The sequence below is a fragment of the Pseudanabaena sp. FACHB-2040 genome (assembly GCF_014696715.1).
Classification (GTDB): Bacteria; Cyanobacteriota; Cyanobacteriia; order Phormidesmidales; family Phormidesmidaceae; genus JACVSF01.
In genome coordinates, this window is record NZ_JACJQO010000022.1 from 256567 (window position 1) to 271737 (window position 15171).

Sequence of the window (15171 nt, forward strand, 5' to 3'; positions counted from 1 at the left end):
GGCTGCCGGTAATGTGTAATAGGTGGGGAAAGCAGAAGGCAGAGAGCGGAAAGCAGAAACCCTATCAGGGACAGGCTCCCTACCTTCTCCATCTCCCCTACCTCTCTGCATCCCCGCGTCCCCCATCCACCCCCTACCCACCCACCCTTTTCCCATGAACGCCCTTTCCATCCCCACCTGGATCATCCACATCTCCAGTGTCCTTGAGTGGGTTGCTGCTATCTGGTTTATCTGGCAGTTTGCTGTAGCCAAAAATCAGCCTGCTTGGCGCTGGCTATCGGCCGGTATGCTGCCAGCGCTGATTAGCGCTATGTCGGCCTGCACCTGGCACTTTTTCGACAATGCCGAATCTCTGAGCTGGCTGGTGACGCTGCAGGCAGCGACGACGGTGATTGGCAACTGTACCCTCTGTCTGGCGGCCTGGTGGATCTGGCGCACTGCTCAGGTGCCTAAGTCAGACGGTTAAAATTCGAGGAGCAATCTTGCTCTGTCTTTTGCCTTGCGCTGCCCTAAAATCTGCCTGACTTGACTAATGCTCGATAAAAACGCACTTTTTGCCCTGTCTCTATTTCCTTACCTGGGCTTTCTCTGGTTCATCACCCGCTCTGGGCAAGCTCCCAGGCTGGCGCTGATTGGCTTTTATGCCCTGCTGGTTTTTGTCGCCGTCACTATTCCAGCGGGCATCTATGCCCGAGTCACCTATGGTGTGGAGCTGGCCGACGTGGACTGGCTCCACGGTAGCGCTGAAGCTTTTCTTACCTTCTCGAACATTCTGGTGGTGCTGGGCTTTCGGCAGGCTGTGGTCGAAGCCCGTAAGGCCAACCCATAGAGACACAGCTAATCGCGTCTCTACAGACTAGGAGGATGGGATTGGTGCAGGATGAGACGATTGCCATCGGGGTCATAGGCGTAGATTTCGCGTCCGTGGGAGGCGATCATCACAGGGCCGGGGGGCGGATAGCCCAGGGTGGTTAGATGTGCGATCGCACCCTCTAGATCCACCACTTCCAGGCACAAACTCAGACCTCCCTGAGCAGGCTGATCAAACTCCGCCTGCTGCCCAACCTGGGGCCGAAACAGCGCCAGTTTCATTCCCGGCAGCGCAAACTCAGCATAGCGATCGGGCCAGTAAGGCTGAGCCACCTGCTGTAAGAGCCCCTGATAAAACCCCACCAGCCGCTCAAACTGATCACTGCCCAGTGTCAAAAACGCCTCCCGACAGACCCAACCTATTTTCTCCGTCACACGCCTCTCTCCTCACCCTACCCGGCGCGGGTTGCGACGACGATACTCCCACGGCGACTCTAGCTCGGTCTGGCTCCAGAAGTTCAGTCGAGCCTTGCGGGCCACTGTCTCTGCAGCTAAATACCGCTGCCGGTAAGGCTCCCTCAGATGCCGGACGTAGGCAACAGCGTAGCCTTCCGCCAGCAGTTGGGTGTTGATGCAGCCGTCGGTCACCCACAGTTCGGCCACCAGGCGGTCGTGATTGTCGCGATCGACAAAGACCACTTCAAAAGATCGGTAGGGGGCCAGCAGCGCTTGAATTCGCTGGCGGGCCAGTTTGCCATAGGGGTGTTGGGCGAGTTCTGGGCAGTCAATGCCGTAGAGCCGAATGGCTTCGATTGGGCCATTGCTCTGGCCCAGAGGGCTGGCAATTAGCGTATCGCCATCCTTAATAGAGTTCAGCTGAAACCGCAGCCGAGAAATTGGCATGGCAAGCCCCGTAATATTTCGTAACTTGTTTGGGCACGACGCCTTGAGGCTGCGATCGCAGCTGCTTCATACCCTGTGTTCTCACCCCAGAGGTCAGGAAGCAGGCCTGTGGCTATCCCACAACCCTCCCTAGAGGCAAAGCCCAGTTTTAACCAATTCAAGTATCGCCTGTCCGACCCAGACGTCGCCACTAGAAGCCGCTATGTCAGGCCCATCAAGCTGTTAAATCCCCAAAGTCATTGCACTTTTTTTGTGATGAATTCTTGACAATAACAGCCCCTGATTTAGGGGCTTTTTCTATTTAGGAATAAGTGAATGATTCGTAGTAGTGGCTACAAACTTGTCATAACAAACACCGCACACTAATCCTCAAGTTTGCGACATCTGGCTGAGGAGGTATCCTCCAACCTCGCCTGCTGATCTCTAAGGAATAGGGTTCTCATGGTCTTTGAACTATCCCTGCTGGCGCAGATCACCGTGGATGATTTGCCCGCATCAACACAGTTTTTGGAAAAGTTTGTAGCGGAGTCTTATTACTACTGGGCCTCCGTTTTTATGCTCATCATCCACGTAGGGTTTTTGGCCTACGAGGGCGGTGCCTCTCGGGCTAAAAACGTGCTGGCAACGATGTTAAAGAACCTGCTGACGCTGTCTACAGTTGGCCTCACATTTTTCTTCTTTGGTTGGTGGGTGTATTGGGCATTCCCCCTCTTTCCTTTCACAGGCAGCATTTTGGGCCCGTGGACTACGCCTCCCGCAGAGGGGGTAGTGGCTGACCTGCTGCCACTGGTGCAGGCTGCCTATCCCTGGTCAGAGGCCATGGGGCCCAATATGTCAGACAACCTGACAGGGGTCTTTTGGTTTGCCTTTTCCCTATTTGCTATGACTGCCGCCTCGATTTTGTCGGGGGCTGTCATTGAGCGAATTCGGGTGGGCGCTTATCTAGTGCTGGCGACAGTGCTGGGCAGCTTTTGCTGGGTAGTGGCTGCGGCCTGGGGCTGGAATTACTGGGGCTGGTTTACCACCACGTTGGGCTACCACGACTTCGGCTGCTCGGCAGTGCTGCATGGTGTTTCTGGGTTCTTTGCCCTAGGTGTGCTATTAAATCTTGGGCCTCGTATCGGCAAGTACGATAGCACCGGCAAGCCCCGTGCTATCTTGCCCCACAACCTGCCGCTAACGATGGTCGGGCTCATGCTAATTTTCGTTGGCTTCTATGCTTTCTTAGCAGCCTGTGTGATTTACAGCCCTGGCTTTGAGCGGGAAACCACGATTTACGATACGCCTATGACTCTATCCTCCATTGCGGTCAGCACCACGCTGGCGCTGTGTGCAGGCATTATGGGAGCGTACATCGGCTCTAAGGCTGACCCGTTCTACACAATCTCTGGTGGACTGGCAGGCATTATTTCGGTTGGGGCAGGCTTAGATATCTATGCGCCGCAGCTGGTGATTCCTATCGCCTTTATTGGCGGTCTGACAATGCCTTGGGTGGGTCAGTGGATTGAAAAGCTTGGCATTGACGATGCAGTTGGAGCCTTTGCGGTACACGGTTATTGCGGTGTGCTGGGAGCTATGGCGGTGGGCGTCATGGGGAGTGGCTATATCCAGGGCGATGGCTACCCGCCGATTGGGTTCTTTGGTCAGCTCATTCCGACCTTTATTTGCACAATTATTTTGGGCTTTATCCCAGGCTATGGCGTGAGCTGGGTGCTCAAGAAGATGAACCTGCTACGCGTACCGGCTGCCGAGGAGCTAGAAGGGCTCGATCTGGGCGATTTTGGCATTACCGGATATCCCGAATACTCGATCGTGCCGGGTGAGGAGATCCACCTGAGTACGCCTATGGAGCAGCACCGGGGATAGGCATTGACTAGCAAGCTTGTTCTTCTATTGCTTTTTTAAGGAGATCCGCCATTATGGCCAGCCCCTTTCGGGACTATCAATCGTTTAATGAAGCGACAGGGCCGATCTATACTTTTTCCGACCGTCCTGTGGTGATTGCGCTGCTGCTTGTTGCCAGCGTCCTAATTTTCCTGTATTTCATCTATAGCTCGTTTAATATTCGCAAGGGTGAATCGCAGGCTAAGAACCCGATTATCTTGAGCATTTTGCTGGCGACAACGGCCTTTGCTGCTGCTGAGGCTATTTATCAGCAGGTCTCGGGTAAGCAGTCTACGACCCAAGCTCAAGTGTCTCAACCGGCTGAAGAGCGCACTCCCCAGCCGTTAGCGCTGCTAGGCATGGTAGGGCTAGGGGGAGCGGCTTCCCGTCGCCCGCGTACGGGTCGTCGCCTAAAGCGGCTGTCTCGTTAGGATTGGCGCTAGGCAGCCAGCATTGTTTGTCGGTTGCTATCTAGACTTCTGTGACGTGCGGTGGGCAGCCTTTTGAAGAGGCTGCCCTTTTTGTCACAAAGTTTTACACTACGAGAATGATCACCACCGAAAACTCCCTGCCCCTGCATCTGGTTATTTCTGAGCGGCTGCGAGACGACATTTTTAGTGGCCAGTATGCTGCCGGAGAACAGTTGCCCAGTGAGCACCAGCTGATGGAACAGTTTGGGGTGAGCCGAATTACGGTGCGGCGTGCGATCGCAAATCTAGTCCAGCAAGGGCTAGTCGAGGCCCAGCGAGGCCGTGGCGTGTTTGTAAAGGCCCAGCACAAGGTCACCCGCTCCCTCTCCAACCCTCTAATTTTCTTTGACGAAGACATGGAGCGCCAGGGCACTACCGCCTCTATCCGCAGCCTTTCCTTTGAGCTGGTGTTGTCGCCCCCCTCCGTCAGCGACCGACTCAAGCTCAAAGCCGCCGATCAGGTTTACTGCCAGAAAAAAGTTATCTTGACCGACGGTATCCCCGTTGCCATCGACATTACCTATATCCGAGTAGACATCGGCCAGACCTTCTCCCAAGAACTTCAGTCCAGCCTGATCTACCCCACTCTCGACAAAAACGGCGTCTCCATTGAGCGGGTCGAAGCCACCCTAGAGTGCACCCACGCCACCGTAGAGCTAAGCGAAGCTCTAGAAATTCCCCTAGGAGCACCGCTGCTGGTCAATGGCTATACTGCCTTTACTCAGCACAACCAGCCCATCATCTGCGGTGAAACCCTGTCGCGAGGTGATCGGTTGACCTATTCAGTAGTGCTGACTAAGGAAAATTCGGTTTTGTGAAGAGAAAGAGCAGAGGAGATGAGTGTAGGGGAGAGGGGGGTTAAGGAAGCCGGGGAGTGAGGAAAAGATAGGTAGGGTATCTTCTACGCTCTGCACTCCTACCTCCCTATGACCCGCGAAAAATCCGCTCAGCCTGCCGTTGAGAAAGGCGAGAACCCCCTGGCAAGTGGGTTGGCACTTTTTCAGGGGCCTTGGCGGCTGTTTTAGCACCACTGTAAGATTCCTCTGGCGGGACTGTCATGGTAGGAATCTCGGGGGATGGCCAGACGGGATATTTGGACTCATCATAAGCCCGACTGCCGGAGATATCGGCGGGCGGGTTGGGCAGTGGTGGAATGTTGTAAGAGGGCCGAACTTTGTCTCCTGGTTCGGGGTAGATACGGCTGTAGGGGGGCACAAAAGCATGATCCTCAGAGTCATAAGCCAGCACCTCACCCGCTTCGATGTTGTACAGCCAGGCGTGTATAGAGAGATCGCCTCGGTGAAGCCGGGAGTGAATCACTGGGTAAGTCCGCAGGTTCCCGATCTGGGTCAGCACGTTCTCTGCTTCTAGCGCGCCCAGCATGTCGGTCTCATCTAAGTGCCCGTAGTTGTCTTGCACCAGTTTGCGAGTAGCGGCAGTATGGCGCAGCCAGTCATAGACTAGAGGCATTTTCTCCTCTAATTCGCCTATTTGCAGCAGCCCCTTCATAGCGCCACAGTGGGTATGGCCACAGACAATAATTTGCTTAATGTCTAGCGCTTCAATGGCGTATTCAATGGTAGCTCCCTCGCCGCCGTTGCTGGCTTCGTAGGGCGGCACAATATTGCCAGCATTACGGATAACAAAGAGATCGCCAATGTCAGCCTGGGTGATTAGGGCTGGATCTACCCGAGAGTCGGAGCAGGCAATGAAGAGAACGCGCGGATGTTGCCCCCGGGCCAATTCGGCCAGCAGCGACTTGTGGTTAGGAATGTACGTTTCTTGAAACTGCCGCAGACCACTGAGTAGCTTTTTCATGGCAATGCCCTAACGATCAACTGGTCGGCGGCTGCGAGGGTCAAAGATCCGTCCTTGGGGCCATCGCAACACAGTCCGCTCTTATTGTTATCCCATATCTGAGGGGCACATAGCAGTCAGGTTTGCTTATTGAAGCAAAAGGTCGCATTTATCCCCGACTGACCACACTAGAAATCTGTATTGAATGTGAGGTGGAACACTGCCCCAATGCGGCAAAAGCTGCATGATCATTGCACATTAAGGAGAGCAAAAGATGCCATCTACACAGACCTGTCTTTGGTGTCGTAATACTTTGTTACGTCATGTGCGGCGGTCGGGGGTTTACTGGTTCTGCAACTCGTGCAGGCAGGAGATCCATCCCTTGCTAATTGACTTGGGCGAAACTCAGCGGGTCAAGGAAGCATCGCACAGCAGCTCTGACCTTGTTGATGTGCAAATTCCGTTAACCGTCCGGGCAGAAGGAGATCTGCCGGCATTGCCCATACGCAAGCTCAAACCCGATTCAGAACCTAAAGTCGTCGTTTGATCTGCTAACGCTCAATTTCAGATTTGCTGTGAAGCCGTAGCCATGCTGCGGCTTTGCTATGTTTCAGGGGTTAGAAAACTGCGACAGCACCTCAGTCAGCCCGTGCAACAGGCGCTGGTTTTCCTCTAAAGTGCGCACGGCGACTCGGAAATAGCGATTTCCCAGTTCAGCAAAGCTAAGGCAGTCTCGAATTAAGATGCGGTGCCTTTTTAGCAATGCCGTCTGTAGCGGCAGCACTGGATAGTCTGAGCGAACCAAGAGATAGTTGACTGCTCCCGGCAGAGGGTGCAGACCCGCAATGGCTTGGAGACCGCTGTAGAGATGGGGACGTGCGATCGCAAGCCACTCCCAACTCTGCTGCTGAAAGGCGTGGTCTTGCACTGCCGCCTGGGCAGCAGCGGCCGCTAGCGCGTTGACTGGCCAGGGGTCGCGCCACTGCTGCCAGCGCCGCAGGCGATCTGGGTGTGCGATCGCATAGCCTAGTCGCAAACCGGGCAGGCTGTAGAACTTGGTGAGCGATCGCAAAATTACCAAATTAGGATGGCTCGCCACCTGATCAATCAAGCTCTCCTGCTGGTGCAGCGGCAAAAAGTCCATAAACGCCTCATCCACCACCACCAACTCAAATCGGTCTAGCAGAGACCCTAATTCCTGCCCAGAAAATAGGTAGCCAGAGGGATTGTGGGGGTTGTTAAAAAGTAGCCCTGCAGCCGCCGAAGCAGTCCCTTGAAGCGCCAACGGAGCAGCCAAAATATCCTTCAGCCTTGAGGCAGATCGGCGCTCCTCATCCAGCTCCAAGGGACATTCAAGAACAGCCGCATTAAATGCTTTAAGGCCCCGAAAATAGTCCCCAAATGCAGGCGTTGGCAGACAGGTAATGAGGCAGTCAGAAAAATCTCGGCAGGCCCAAGTCAGCAGTTCTGCTGACCCATTGCCGGGCAAAATCCAGTCTGGTGAAAGGCCGTGCACTGCTCCCAGCGTCTGCCGCAGATTGTCATACTCTGGACTGGGATAATGTTTAAGGTCAGAAATGCCAGCTTCAATCGCCTCAAGGACAGATTTCGGGGGCCCTAAAGGACTAATACTGGCAGAAAAATCTAGCAATAAATTGGGGGAACATCCTGCAACTTCAGCAGCCCAAGTGAGGTTCCCCCCGTGAACAGGTCGATTTGTGCGCTCTGTCGCCAATAGAAACTCGGTTACTTAGTTGCAACCTTTTCTTTGAACAGTTTGCCAGCAGAAAAGGCAGGCACTTTGGTGGCAGGAATCACCATCGTATCCCCAGTCTTAGGATTGCGGCCTTCCCGCTCTTTCCGCTCACGGGGTTCGAAGGAGCCAAAGCCAACCAGCGTAACTTTCTGACCATCAGCAACCGCTTCCATGATGGATTCGATGGTAGCGGTAATCACGGCATCGGCCTCCTTTTTAGTAACAGATGCCTTCTCTGCGACCTTATCAACGAGTTCGCCCTTATTCATATATGTCTCCTATGGGGAAAGGACAACCTAGGGATTAACAGGTTTTCAATTAACACAAATAGCAAAAATGAGCTAACTTGCGCCAGAATCGCTGAAACCCCCGCAAACTCAGAATTTTACTGCCCTATTCTAAAATCATCTTATCCAATATGGATCGGCGAAACCTTTAATTTATGTGGATTTCAGGGATTTTTAAGAAAGTTAACATTTTCAGGCTTTAATCTCAGCTCGATCAAAGCTCAATAAAAATGGCTGAAAGCTCTGTTAAGAGGAACTTTCAGCCATTCTATTTAACAACGTGATGTTAGAGAAATTGAACTTGCTACGTCAAGCCAACGACTTTCAAATCAGCGATTGCGCTCCAGTAATTCCTGGACTTGCTCACTCGGGGTGTAGGTATATCCGTAAACACTTTGGTCGGAGTCATCAAGAATTTGCGGAGTCAAGAGAACAATTAGCTCGTTACGCTGATTTTGATTAACAGTGCTGCGGAAGAGGGCTCCTAAAATTGGCAGATCTCCAAGAATAGGAATTTTGTTGACAGTAGTCCGCTCACTCTCCTGAATGATGCCAGAGAGAAGCAGCGTTTGACCATCGCGCACCCGGATCTGCCCTGAGGAAAGGGATCGCTCCGCTAGTAGAGTAATGGCACCAGCCCCAGTCCCTGTGGGAAAAGTATCTGCCGGAGCCGAAATGCTAGGAGCCACAGACAGGGCAACAAAGCCGTTGTCATCAATGCGATCTACGTTGATTTGCAAGACCAACCCAGCAGGTTCAGTTTCAAAGGTCACCGTCTCCCGCTGCACACCGCCAACGTCAGTGAAGTTAGAGGTAATGTTTGTCACCACTTCTTGAGTCAAGGCCACTGTCGCAACCTGCCCCTCTTGAACGATCAGTGTCGGGTCAGTCAGGACTTTAGCGTTGCCATTCTGCACGGTAGCAAAGAGCTGCAGAAGGAAATTACCCGGTAACCCAAACGTACCTACCTCTGGGTTTTGTATTGGAATTGGGGTAGTTGTGGGGGCCGCCCCAAAAGCAGGAGGAGAGTTGCTGCCAAAGTTAACTACGCCCACACCCCCTCCACTAGCAATACCCGTATTGCCAAGGGAAAAGGAGAAGCTGGTACCAAAGGCGTCGAGCGCATTCAGATTGACATCAATAACCCGCACGTTGATTGCCACCTGACGCCGCCGCAAGTCAATACGGGTAAGCTGCTCGGTAGCAATGGCAACTAGCTGCGGCGTCCCCACTAGGGTCACCGAGTTAGTGCGCTCATCGGCCACAACCTGTAGTCCTCGCAAGATCGCCTGGCTATCCTCAAACTCGACTCGTTGGGTTTCTACCTGTTCTATGGTGCTCGTTTGAGTTTCGGTGATCGCAGGTACGCCCTCACCCACAGCCACTGCATTCACGTTGGTCACCAGTCGCTCTCGGCTAACCGCACTTTCAGCCCCTAGCGCAACCAGGAAGTTAGCGGCCACCGTCACGTCCACCTGGTTCATGCGGAGGGTTCGAACTGAAACATTTTGGGCGCTGACGGGCAATAGGGGACCGACATAGATCGAGCGGCCTACCCGGTTAGCCTGCAGACCACTCACCCGCAGTACGTGATTAAATACGTCCTGGACCGACTCATTCTCAATATCGAGAGTCACGGTAGGGCCATCAGGGCCACCAGCTCCAGCCTCTGCGGCTTCACCACCACCGCCTTCACTGGTAAATACTAGGTTTAACCCAGCAGCTCTCGCGACCAATGAGAGCACTTCACGCGCCGGGGCATTGCGGAGCACCAGCCGAGGAATGCGTTCGTTGCTGCCCAAATCAATCTCACCAAAGGCGGGGTTACCCTCAGCCACTGCAATATCTCCCACAGGTGGAGCTATCGCACGAGGCAGAAAAGGAGGAGCTTCCAGAGGCTGAGGCCCAGGAACAGGAACCCCGTCAATCGTGACATCTGGGTTGGGCACCAGCACATCAGGCGTAGCTTGGGTCTGAGTTGGTCCTGGGGCAGGGGTCGCTTCAGCCGGAGCAGGAGTTGCCTCAGCTGGGGCAGGGGTCGCTTGGGCAATGGGCCCAGGCTGAGGTGCGCCAGGTACCGTCTGAATCTCTGCCGGAATGACAGGCGCAGCTTGGGCAGCAGCACTATCGGTCTGCACTGCAAAGACAAGCCCTTGGCTAGTGGATGAGAGAACATCGCCCACCGGCACCTGCCCTGTTCCCTCGACGGTCAGGCGAACACTGTTGGCATCTAGCGGCACCACGGTAACTGCCGCAATACCGGGAGCTGGGTTGGCCTGCCGGAACTCACCACCATCGGGCAGTCCCAGCTGAGTGCGGGTAATATCTGCCCGTAGGACATTGCCCTGCCTGACGGTGAAGACATTACCTGCTTCACCGCCCTGGGTATTGAACACAATCTCCATGCCCGCCGAAGTTTGATTGACCTGAACTCCGGTAATTCTGGAAGTAGTGGCTAGGCCAGGCTGAGCAGCCAATGCAGCTAGCACCCCTCCCCACAACACAGTCTTAACTCCAAATATGCGTTTCACAGTTCACTCCTCACATCACGATTTCGAAAGATCAGGTGCTTAGATTGATAGCTCAGACTCGCGCAGCTAAGCCCCAGCCCTACTGAGGTGGTGCCTCGGCCGGGGGTGCTTCGCCGCCTTCCGGCGTAACCTCTTCTGGCGGGGCCGGCGGCGGCGGCGGCACCGTAGGATCGGCCGTGGGCACCAAAACATCTAGAGTAAACTGGCTCTGCAGCAGCCTAGAGATACCTTGCAAATCTTCCTCTGAAGCACCCGCCGGGGGCTCGGCTGGCTGTTGCCGGAAATCCCTGATGATTACCAGGGGCTCTAGGCGCTCTATATTGCGAAGAATGCTTAAGGTCTGGGGGTAGAGGGCCTGCATGTTGACGTCTACGCTGTAACGTTGCAGCTTGCCGTCGAGCTCTGTTCCAAACGCCCCATCGTTGACAACAGCAGGCTGCGCCGGGTTGAACCCAAACAGCTCTGAAGTGTACAGCAACCGCTGAACCACTGGATCGTTGGCATAGAGGTTGCGAACCTGGGTAATCTGCTGCCGGTTAAGCCCCAGAGCAGTCAGTTGAGCCTCACTGGTGTTGGCAAAATCGGCCTGCAACACGTTTTCAATCGCCGCATTGCTGTTCTCGATTTGCTGGTTGATATCCAGCAGCAAAGTATCCAAGCTTCTCTGGTCGCCCAAAAGCTCATAAACCCCTACTCGCTGGTCTAGAGCTGTGGCCAGATCGGCCTCAAGTTGAGCTACCTGCTGCAGCTGGGCCTGCTGCTGCTGCACCTGAGCCTGCTTTTGGGTTACCTGGGTTTCTAACTCTGCCTTTTGCGCTTGGACTGGCCGCACTAGGTAGTTGTATAGCAGGTAAGCCCCCAAGAGACCCAGAAGAGCGATTAAGATGCCCTGTACTTTCGGGGTTAGCTCAATGCCAAAGGCAGTTGGATTAGGCGGCCCCTGATCTAGACCCTGATCCTCTACGGGAATAAAATCTCCACTTGCCGTCATTACTCAATCACTCCTGTCTCTCGAAGGGCACGCAAACGGGCTACTAGGCCCACTGTTCCTTGCCGTTCCAGTTCCTCAATTAGCTGCGAGGCCGGAACATCGGTTAGGTTAGCCTGAATGGTGTAGTCAACCAGAAATTCCGGTGCGCCTGCAGGGGTGCCGGGACAGGTGCCCTCCACTTGGGGATCTAGCAGCTCACTTTGCTTTTCGGCCCGACTGAGTCTAACGGTGTTGCCCTGCAGCAGCGGCGACCGCTGGAGCACCAGGGCAAAGTCGTTGATGTCATTGAAGGAGCAGGCTACCCCCTGAACTTCAATGCCGCCAGCCCGAGGCACAACCGCTTCGGGCTGCCCTTCTGGCGTTGTGCCAGCAGTCTGGTTGATATTGGTTAGCTGTACGCGGGTAGGGGTGCGATCGCGAATGTCTTGCAGCAGAGCTGACCAAGGCAAGATCTGGTTAAAAACCGAAACAAAAGCCTGATTTTCAGCTCTAATTGCATCGATCTGCCCTTGAATCACGGTTGCGGCCTGCAGACGACTCTGCAGGCTAGCCAGCTCCTGGTCAAGCTGATTATTTTGCGCCTGGAGCTGACCGACCTGGTTGCGCAGGACCAGCCAGTAGCCACCCACTAGGCCGAGCGCGCCCACAGCAAACAGCAGCCCCAGCAGCAGCGGGCGGCGATCCACTGGACCACCCGTTCGCGCTCGCCGAGTCTGCTGGACAGCAGGCAGCTCTTTGCGGTCATTGAGAAAGTTGATATCAAGTCCGTACATACCCTACACCTCCCGTAAGCCAAGGCCGATAACGGTCGCCAAACCCGCCCGTTGAGACTCAGGAATGTCCTCAGTCACATCTAGAGACAGGGCTGAAATGGGGTCAATCTGGCTGGCAGGCAGGCTGAGCCGCTGAGCAAGAAACTCGTCTAACTGGCCAATGGAGCCGCCAGGCCCAGCTAGCAAGAGCTGAGCCACCTCCATGTCTTCTCCCTGGTTGAGGTAAAAGTCAATGGAGCGGCGAAGCTCATCTGCTAATTCGCCCAGCACCCGCAGCATAGCAGCCGTACCGGGATTGGTACCGCCCATTTGAGGAGACCCGACTGTATCCATCGGTGAAGCCGGAACGGTCATGCCCTGCAGCAGGTCGGTGTTGCGTGAGGGCGGCAGATTCATAGCCCGACTGAGAGCGCTTTGGATTTGGTAAGTGCCGATAGGCACGGTGCGGGAAAAATGGGGCACCCCGTCCACAACAATCGAAATCTCAGTGCTCTCAAACTCAACATCGACGATGGCAGCAGCTTCTTGGGGCGTGAACTGGCGCAGCTGCTCGCGAATGGTGCGAATCAGGGCAAAGCTACTGGTTTCTAGAACGTTTAGGCCCAGCCCAGCCTGCCGAAAAGCCTCTATATAGCTGTCGGTAATATCTTTGCGTACGGCCACTAGCAGCACCTGGACCTTCTCGATGCCGTCTTCATCAACAAAGAAGCCTAGCTTTTGATAATCTACGTCTGCCTCATCCCGAGGAAAGGGGAGGTAAAGGCTGGCCTCCTGATTGAGCACCATCTCCCGCAGCTCTTGGTCATCTAGCTCAGCAGGCACCGGAATAACGCGAGTAATGGCGCGGCCCGGAATCGCTGTAGTGGCCTGCCTGACCTTCAGCTTGCTTTCGGCCAACACTGTCTGGAGGGCCTCAGCGACAGCAGCTGTATCGACAATTTGCCCCTCTTCGTAGACGCCTTCTGCAATATCAACAGAAGCGAGCGTTTCTAACTTCAGCTTGCTGCCCTGCTTACGCAGGCGAGCAACATTGATCTTTTCGGGCGTGAGTTCTACACCAACGCCCCGAGGTTTGGGAGTGAAAAGAGATGTCAGGCTATTCACGGTATACGCACTTTAATTTAGAAAGTGGGGGTTGGATTGGAGGCGGCTATCTCGGGATGGCTATCTCAGGAGGGTGATTCTAGGGCTAACCAGAGCGCTTGAGCACAACTTAAAAATGTGCTAACGCATGGTACACAATTTATGTGAGATTTGCCATACTTTTTGGCGGGACACAAAGCTTAAAAAACTAACTGGAACCTCAGCCGGGATCGGCAGACATCATAGTGCGATCGCAAGTGCTTACCCGTTCACTTCTGATCAGCAAAAACGGGCAGGCTATAAAAGGGTGAGCTGACAAGTCAGTTCGTTAAAAGGGCAAACGGGGTTCCTGATGGTAAGCGACTATTTTTGAACAGCAAGCGACCTTTCAATCGCTGCCAATTCGAATTAACCCTCCTGGCCATGATGGAGAGTTCTATATATCTGTAGATGGGTGGCTCTGCGCTGTGAATGCTGGTCTATATGCCAAAGAAATTAGCGCATTCACCAGCGATGTTACACACAATTGAGAAAGTTGAGCACAGTTATTTCAAAAAAAAGCCAACTTTTTTTTAGCAAGGGGTAATACGGTGACCAATTTAAGTGCAACGGGTTGGGGTGCGCCGCTCTCGGCCGATGCCCGAAAGGTAATGCTGCTGGGCTCCGGAGAGCTGGGGAAGGAAGTCGTTCTGGAGGCTATGCGCCTGGGTCTGGAGGTCATTGCGGTAGACAGCTATGCCAACGCTCCAGCCATGCAGGTAGCTCACCGAGCCTACGAGATCGACATGCTAGACAGCGCAAAGCTGCGCTACCTGATCGAGCAAGAGCAGCCTCACCTGATCGTGCCGGAGGTCGAAGCGATCGCAACCGACACCCTGCTGGCCCTAGAAGCCGAGGGCTGGAGCGTCATCCCCACTGCCCGCGCCACTCGCCTAACCATGAATCGCGAGGGCATTCGGCGGCTGGCGGCAGAAGATCTGGGCCTGAAAACCTCCCCCTACCGCTTTGCTGAAACGGAAGCTGAGTACCAGGATGCCGTGCAGGTGTTGGGTCTGCCCTGTGTAGTCAAGCCGATTATGAGCTCTTCTGGCAAAGGCCAGAGCCTGGTGCGCCAGGAGTCTGACGTGATAACGGCCTGGCAATATGCCCGCAGCGCCGGTCGGAGCAAGAGCGAGCGAGTAATCGTTGAGGGCTTTATTAACTTCGATGTCGAAATCACCCTGCTGACGGTTCGGGCTCAAGACGGCACCTTCTTCTGCCCGCCAATTGGGCACCGTCAGGCCGATGGAGACTACCGCGAATCCTGGCAGCCTTGCCCGCTGCCCCCCGCCACGCTAGCTGAGTGCCAGCGCATCGCTCAGGTCATTACCGATGCCCTCGGTGGCTGGGGCATTTTTGGCGTGGAGCTATTTATTGCCGGAGACCCAGCTCAGCCCCAAACCGTCTACTTCAGTGAGGTTAGCCCCCGCCCCCACGACACCGGTATGGTCACACTGATTAGCCAGAATATGTCTGAGTTTGAGCTGCATGTTCGTGCGATCGCAGGGCTGCCCATCGGCTCCATCGAGCTATTCCAGCCCGGGGCCTCCGCCGTCATCTTGGCCCCTGGCAGCAGCGAAAACCCCCGCTTTGCGGGTCTAGCCGAAGCCTTGAGCGTTCCCACTAGCAAGCTCCGTCTCTTCGGCAAACCCCGCAGCCACAAAAACCGCCGTATGGGCGTAGCCCTAGCCCTGGGCGACAGCCCCGAGCAGGCGCGTGAGCGGGCAATCGCTTGTGCTGATAAGGTGCAGATTTTGCTCTGAGAAGGAAGAGGAGGGAAGCGGGAGGAGAAAGGAAGGAGGAACAGTGCAGTTTTGACCCAACAAATGGCTATGCTGATCAAGATC

The 15171-nt window shown here is 54.7% G+C and carries 17 protein-coding genes; 8 read left to right on the plus strand and 9 right to left on the minus strand.

From position 1 onward, the window contains the following. Window positions 1–154: 154 nt before the first annotated feature. Both H6G13_RS24150 and H6G13_RS24155 read left to right on the plus strand, forming a co-directional pair. On the plus strand, window positions 155–466 hold the full coding sequence (locus tag H6G13_RS24150) for a DUF2499 domain-containing protein (RefSeq protein WP_190487699.1): 312 nt from the start codon (window positions 155–157) through the stop codon (window positions 464–466). Between the two features lie 66 nt (window positions 467–532). Next, window positions 533–829, plus strand: coding sequence for a DUF3593 domain-containing protein (locus tag H6G13_RS24155; protein WP_190487701.1), 297 nt, complete (start codon window positions 533–535; stop codon window positions 827–829). Window positions 830–849: 20 nt separating this feature from the next. On the opposite strand, the gene H6G13_RS24160 is transcribed toward H6G13_RS24155, so the two are convergent. Next, on the minus strand, window positions 850–1245 hold the full coding sequence (locus H6G13_RS24160; protein ID WP_347277524.1) for a glyoxalase: 396 nt from the start codon (window positions 1243–1245) through the stop codon (window positions 850–852). A gap of 12 nt (window positions 1246–1257) precedes the next feature. Next, window positions 1258–1713: a thermonuclease family protein gene (locus tag H6G13_RS24165; RefSeq protein WP_190487703.1), complete on the minus strand. Its 456-nt coding sequence runs from the start codon at window positions 1711–1713 to the stop codon at window positions 1258–1260. On the opposite strand from H6G13_RS24165, the gene H6G13_RS29260 reads away from it, so the two are divergent. The 4 genes from H6G13_RS29260 to H6G13_RS24180 all read left to right on the plus strand — a co-directional run bounded on the left by H6G13_RS29260 (window position 1712) and on the right by H6G13_RS24180 (window position 4885). Continuing rightward, on the plus strand, window positions 1712–1846 hold the full coding sequence (locus H6G13_RS29260) for a hypothetical protein (RefSeq protein ID WP_277882547.1): 135 nt from the start codon (window positions 1712–1714) through the stop codon (window positions 1844–1846). The two genes, H6G13_RS24165 and H6G13_RS29260, sit on opposite strands and share 2 nt — an antisense overlap. Window positions 1847–2154: 308 nt before the next feature. Next, entirely contained in the window at window positions 2155–3579 is a 1425-nt protein-coding gene (locus tag H6G13_RS24170) for an ammonium transporter (protein WP_190487705.1), read from the plus strand. Between the two features lie 53 nt (window positions 3580–3632). Next, complete coding sequence (locus H6G13_RS24175) at window positions 3633–4028, plus strand: cell envelope integrity protein TolA (RefSeq protein ID WP_190487707.1); 396 nt, start codon at window positions 3633–3635, stop codon at window positions 4026–4028. A 116-nt stretch (window positions 4029–4144) separates the two neighbouring features. After that, complete coding sequence (locus tag H6G13_RS24180; protein ID WP_190487709.1) at window positions 4145–4885, plus strand: GntR family transcriptional regulator; 741 nt, start codon at window positions 4145–4147, stop codon at window positions 4883–4885. Window positions 4886–4991: 106 nt separating this feature from the next. On the opposite strand, the gene H6G13_RS24185 is transcribed toward H6G13_RS24180, so the two are convergent. Beyond that, a complete protein-coding gene (locus tag H6G13_RS24185; RefSeq protein WP_190487711.1) occupies window positions 4992–5885 on the minus strand; it encodes a carbonic anhydrase in 894 nt (297 codons plus the stop codon). A gap of 253 nt (window positions 5886–6138) precedes the next feature. Between H6G13_RS24185 and H6G13_RS24190 the strand changes: the two genes are divergently transcribed. After that, window positions 6139–6411, plus strand: a complete 273-nt coding sequence (locus H6G13_RS24190) for a hypothetical protein (protein ID WP_190487713.1) — start codon at window positions 6139–6141, stop codon at window positions 6409–6411. Between the two features lie 63 nt (window positions 6412–6474). On the opposite strand, the gene cobD is transcribed toward H6G13_RS24190, so the two are convergent. From cobD to pilM, 6 genes are all read right to left on the minus strand, one after another. Beyond that, a complete protein-coding gene (cobD, locus tag H6G13_RS24195) occupies window positions 6475–7599 on the minus strand; it encodes a threonine-phosphate decarboxylase CobD (RefSeq protein ID WP_190487715.1) in 1125 nt (374 codons plus the stop codon). An 11-nt stretch (window positions 7600–7610) separates the two neighbouring features. Beyond that, window positions 7611–7889, minus strand: coding sequence for an HU family DNA-binding protein (locus H6G13_RS24200; RefSeq protein ID WP_190487717.1), 279 nt, complete (start codon window positions 7887–7889; stop codon window positions 7611–7613). Between the two features lie 347 nt (window positions 7890–8236). Beyond that, on the minus strand, window positions 8237–10438 hold the full coding sequence (locus H6G13_RS29265) for an AMIN domain-containing protein (RefSeq protein ID WP_190487720.1): 2202 nt from the start codon (window positions 10436–10438) through the stop codon (window positions 8237–8239). A 79-nt stretch (window positions 10439–10517) separates the two neighbouring features. Then, window positions 10518–11429, minus strand: a complete 912-nt coding sequence (locus H6G13_RS24210; RefSeq protein WP_190487721.1) for a hypothetical protein — start codon at window positions 11427–11429, stop codon at window positions 10518–10520. Beyond that, window positions 11429–12202 (minus strand): PilN domain-containing protein, encoded by a 774-nt coding sequence (locus H6G13_RS24215; RefSeq protein ID WP_190487723.1) that lies wholly within the window; start codon window positions 12200–12202, stop codon window positions 11429–11431. Before H6G13_RS24215 ends, H6G13_RS24210 begins: the two co-directional genes overlap by 1 nt. A 3-nt stretch (window positions 12203–12205) precedes the next feature. After that, on the minus strand, window positions 12206–13306 hold the full coding sequence (pilM, locus tag H6G13_RS24220) for a type IV pilus assembly protein PilM (protein WP_190487725.1): 1101 nt from the start codon (window positions 13304–13306) through the stop codon (window positions 12206–12208). Window positions 13307–13875: 569 nt separating this feature from the next. On the opposite strand from pilM, the gene purT reads away from it, so the two are divergent. Beyond that, a complete protein-coding gene (gene purT / locus H6G13_RS24225) occupies window positions 13876–15087 on the plus strand; it encodes a formate-dependent phosphoribosylglycinamide formyltransferase (RefSeq protein WP_190487727.1) in 1212 nt (403 codons plus the stop codon). Window positions 15088–15171 lie beyond the last annotated feature (84 nt).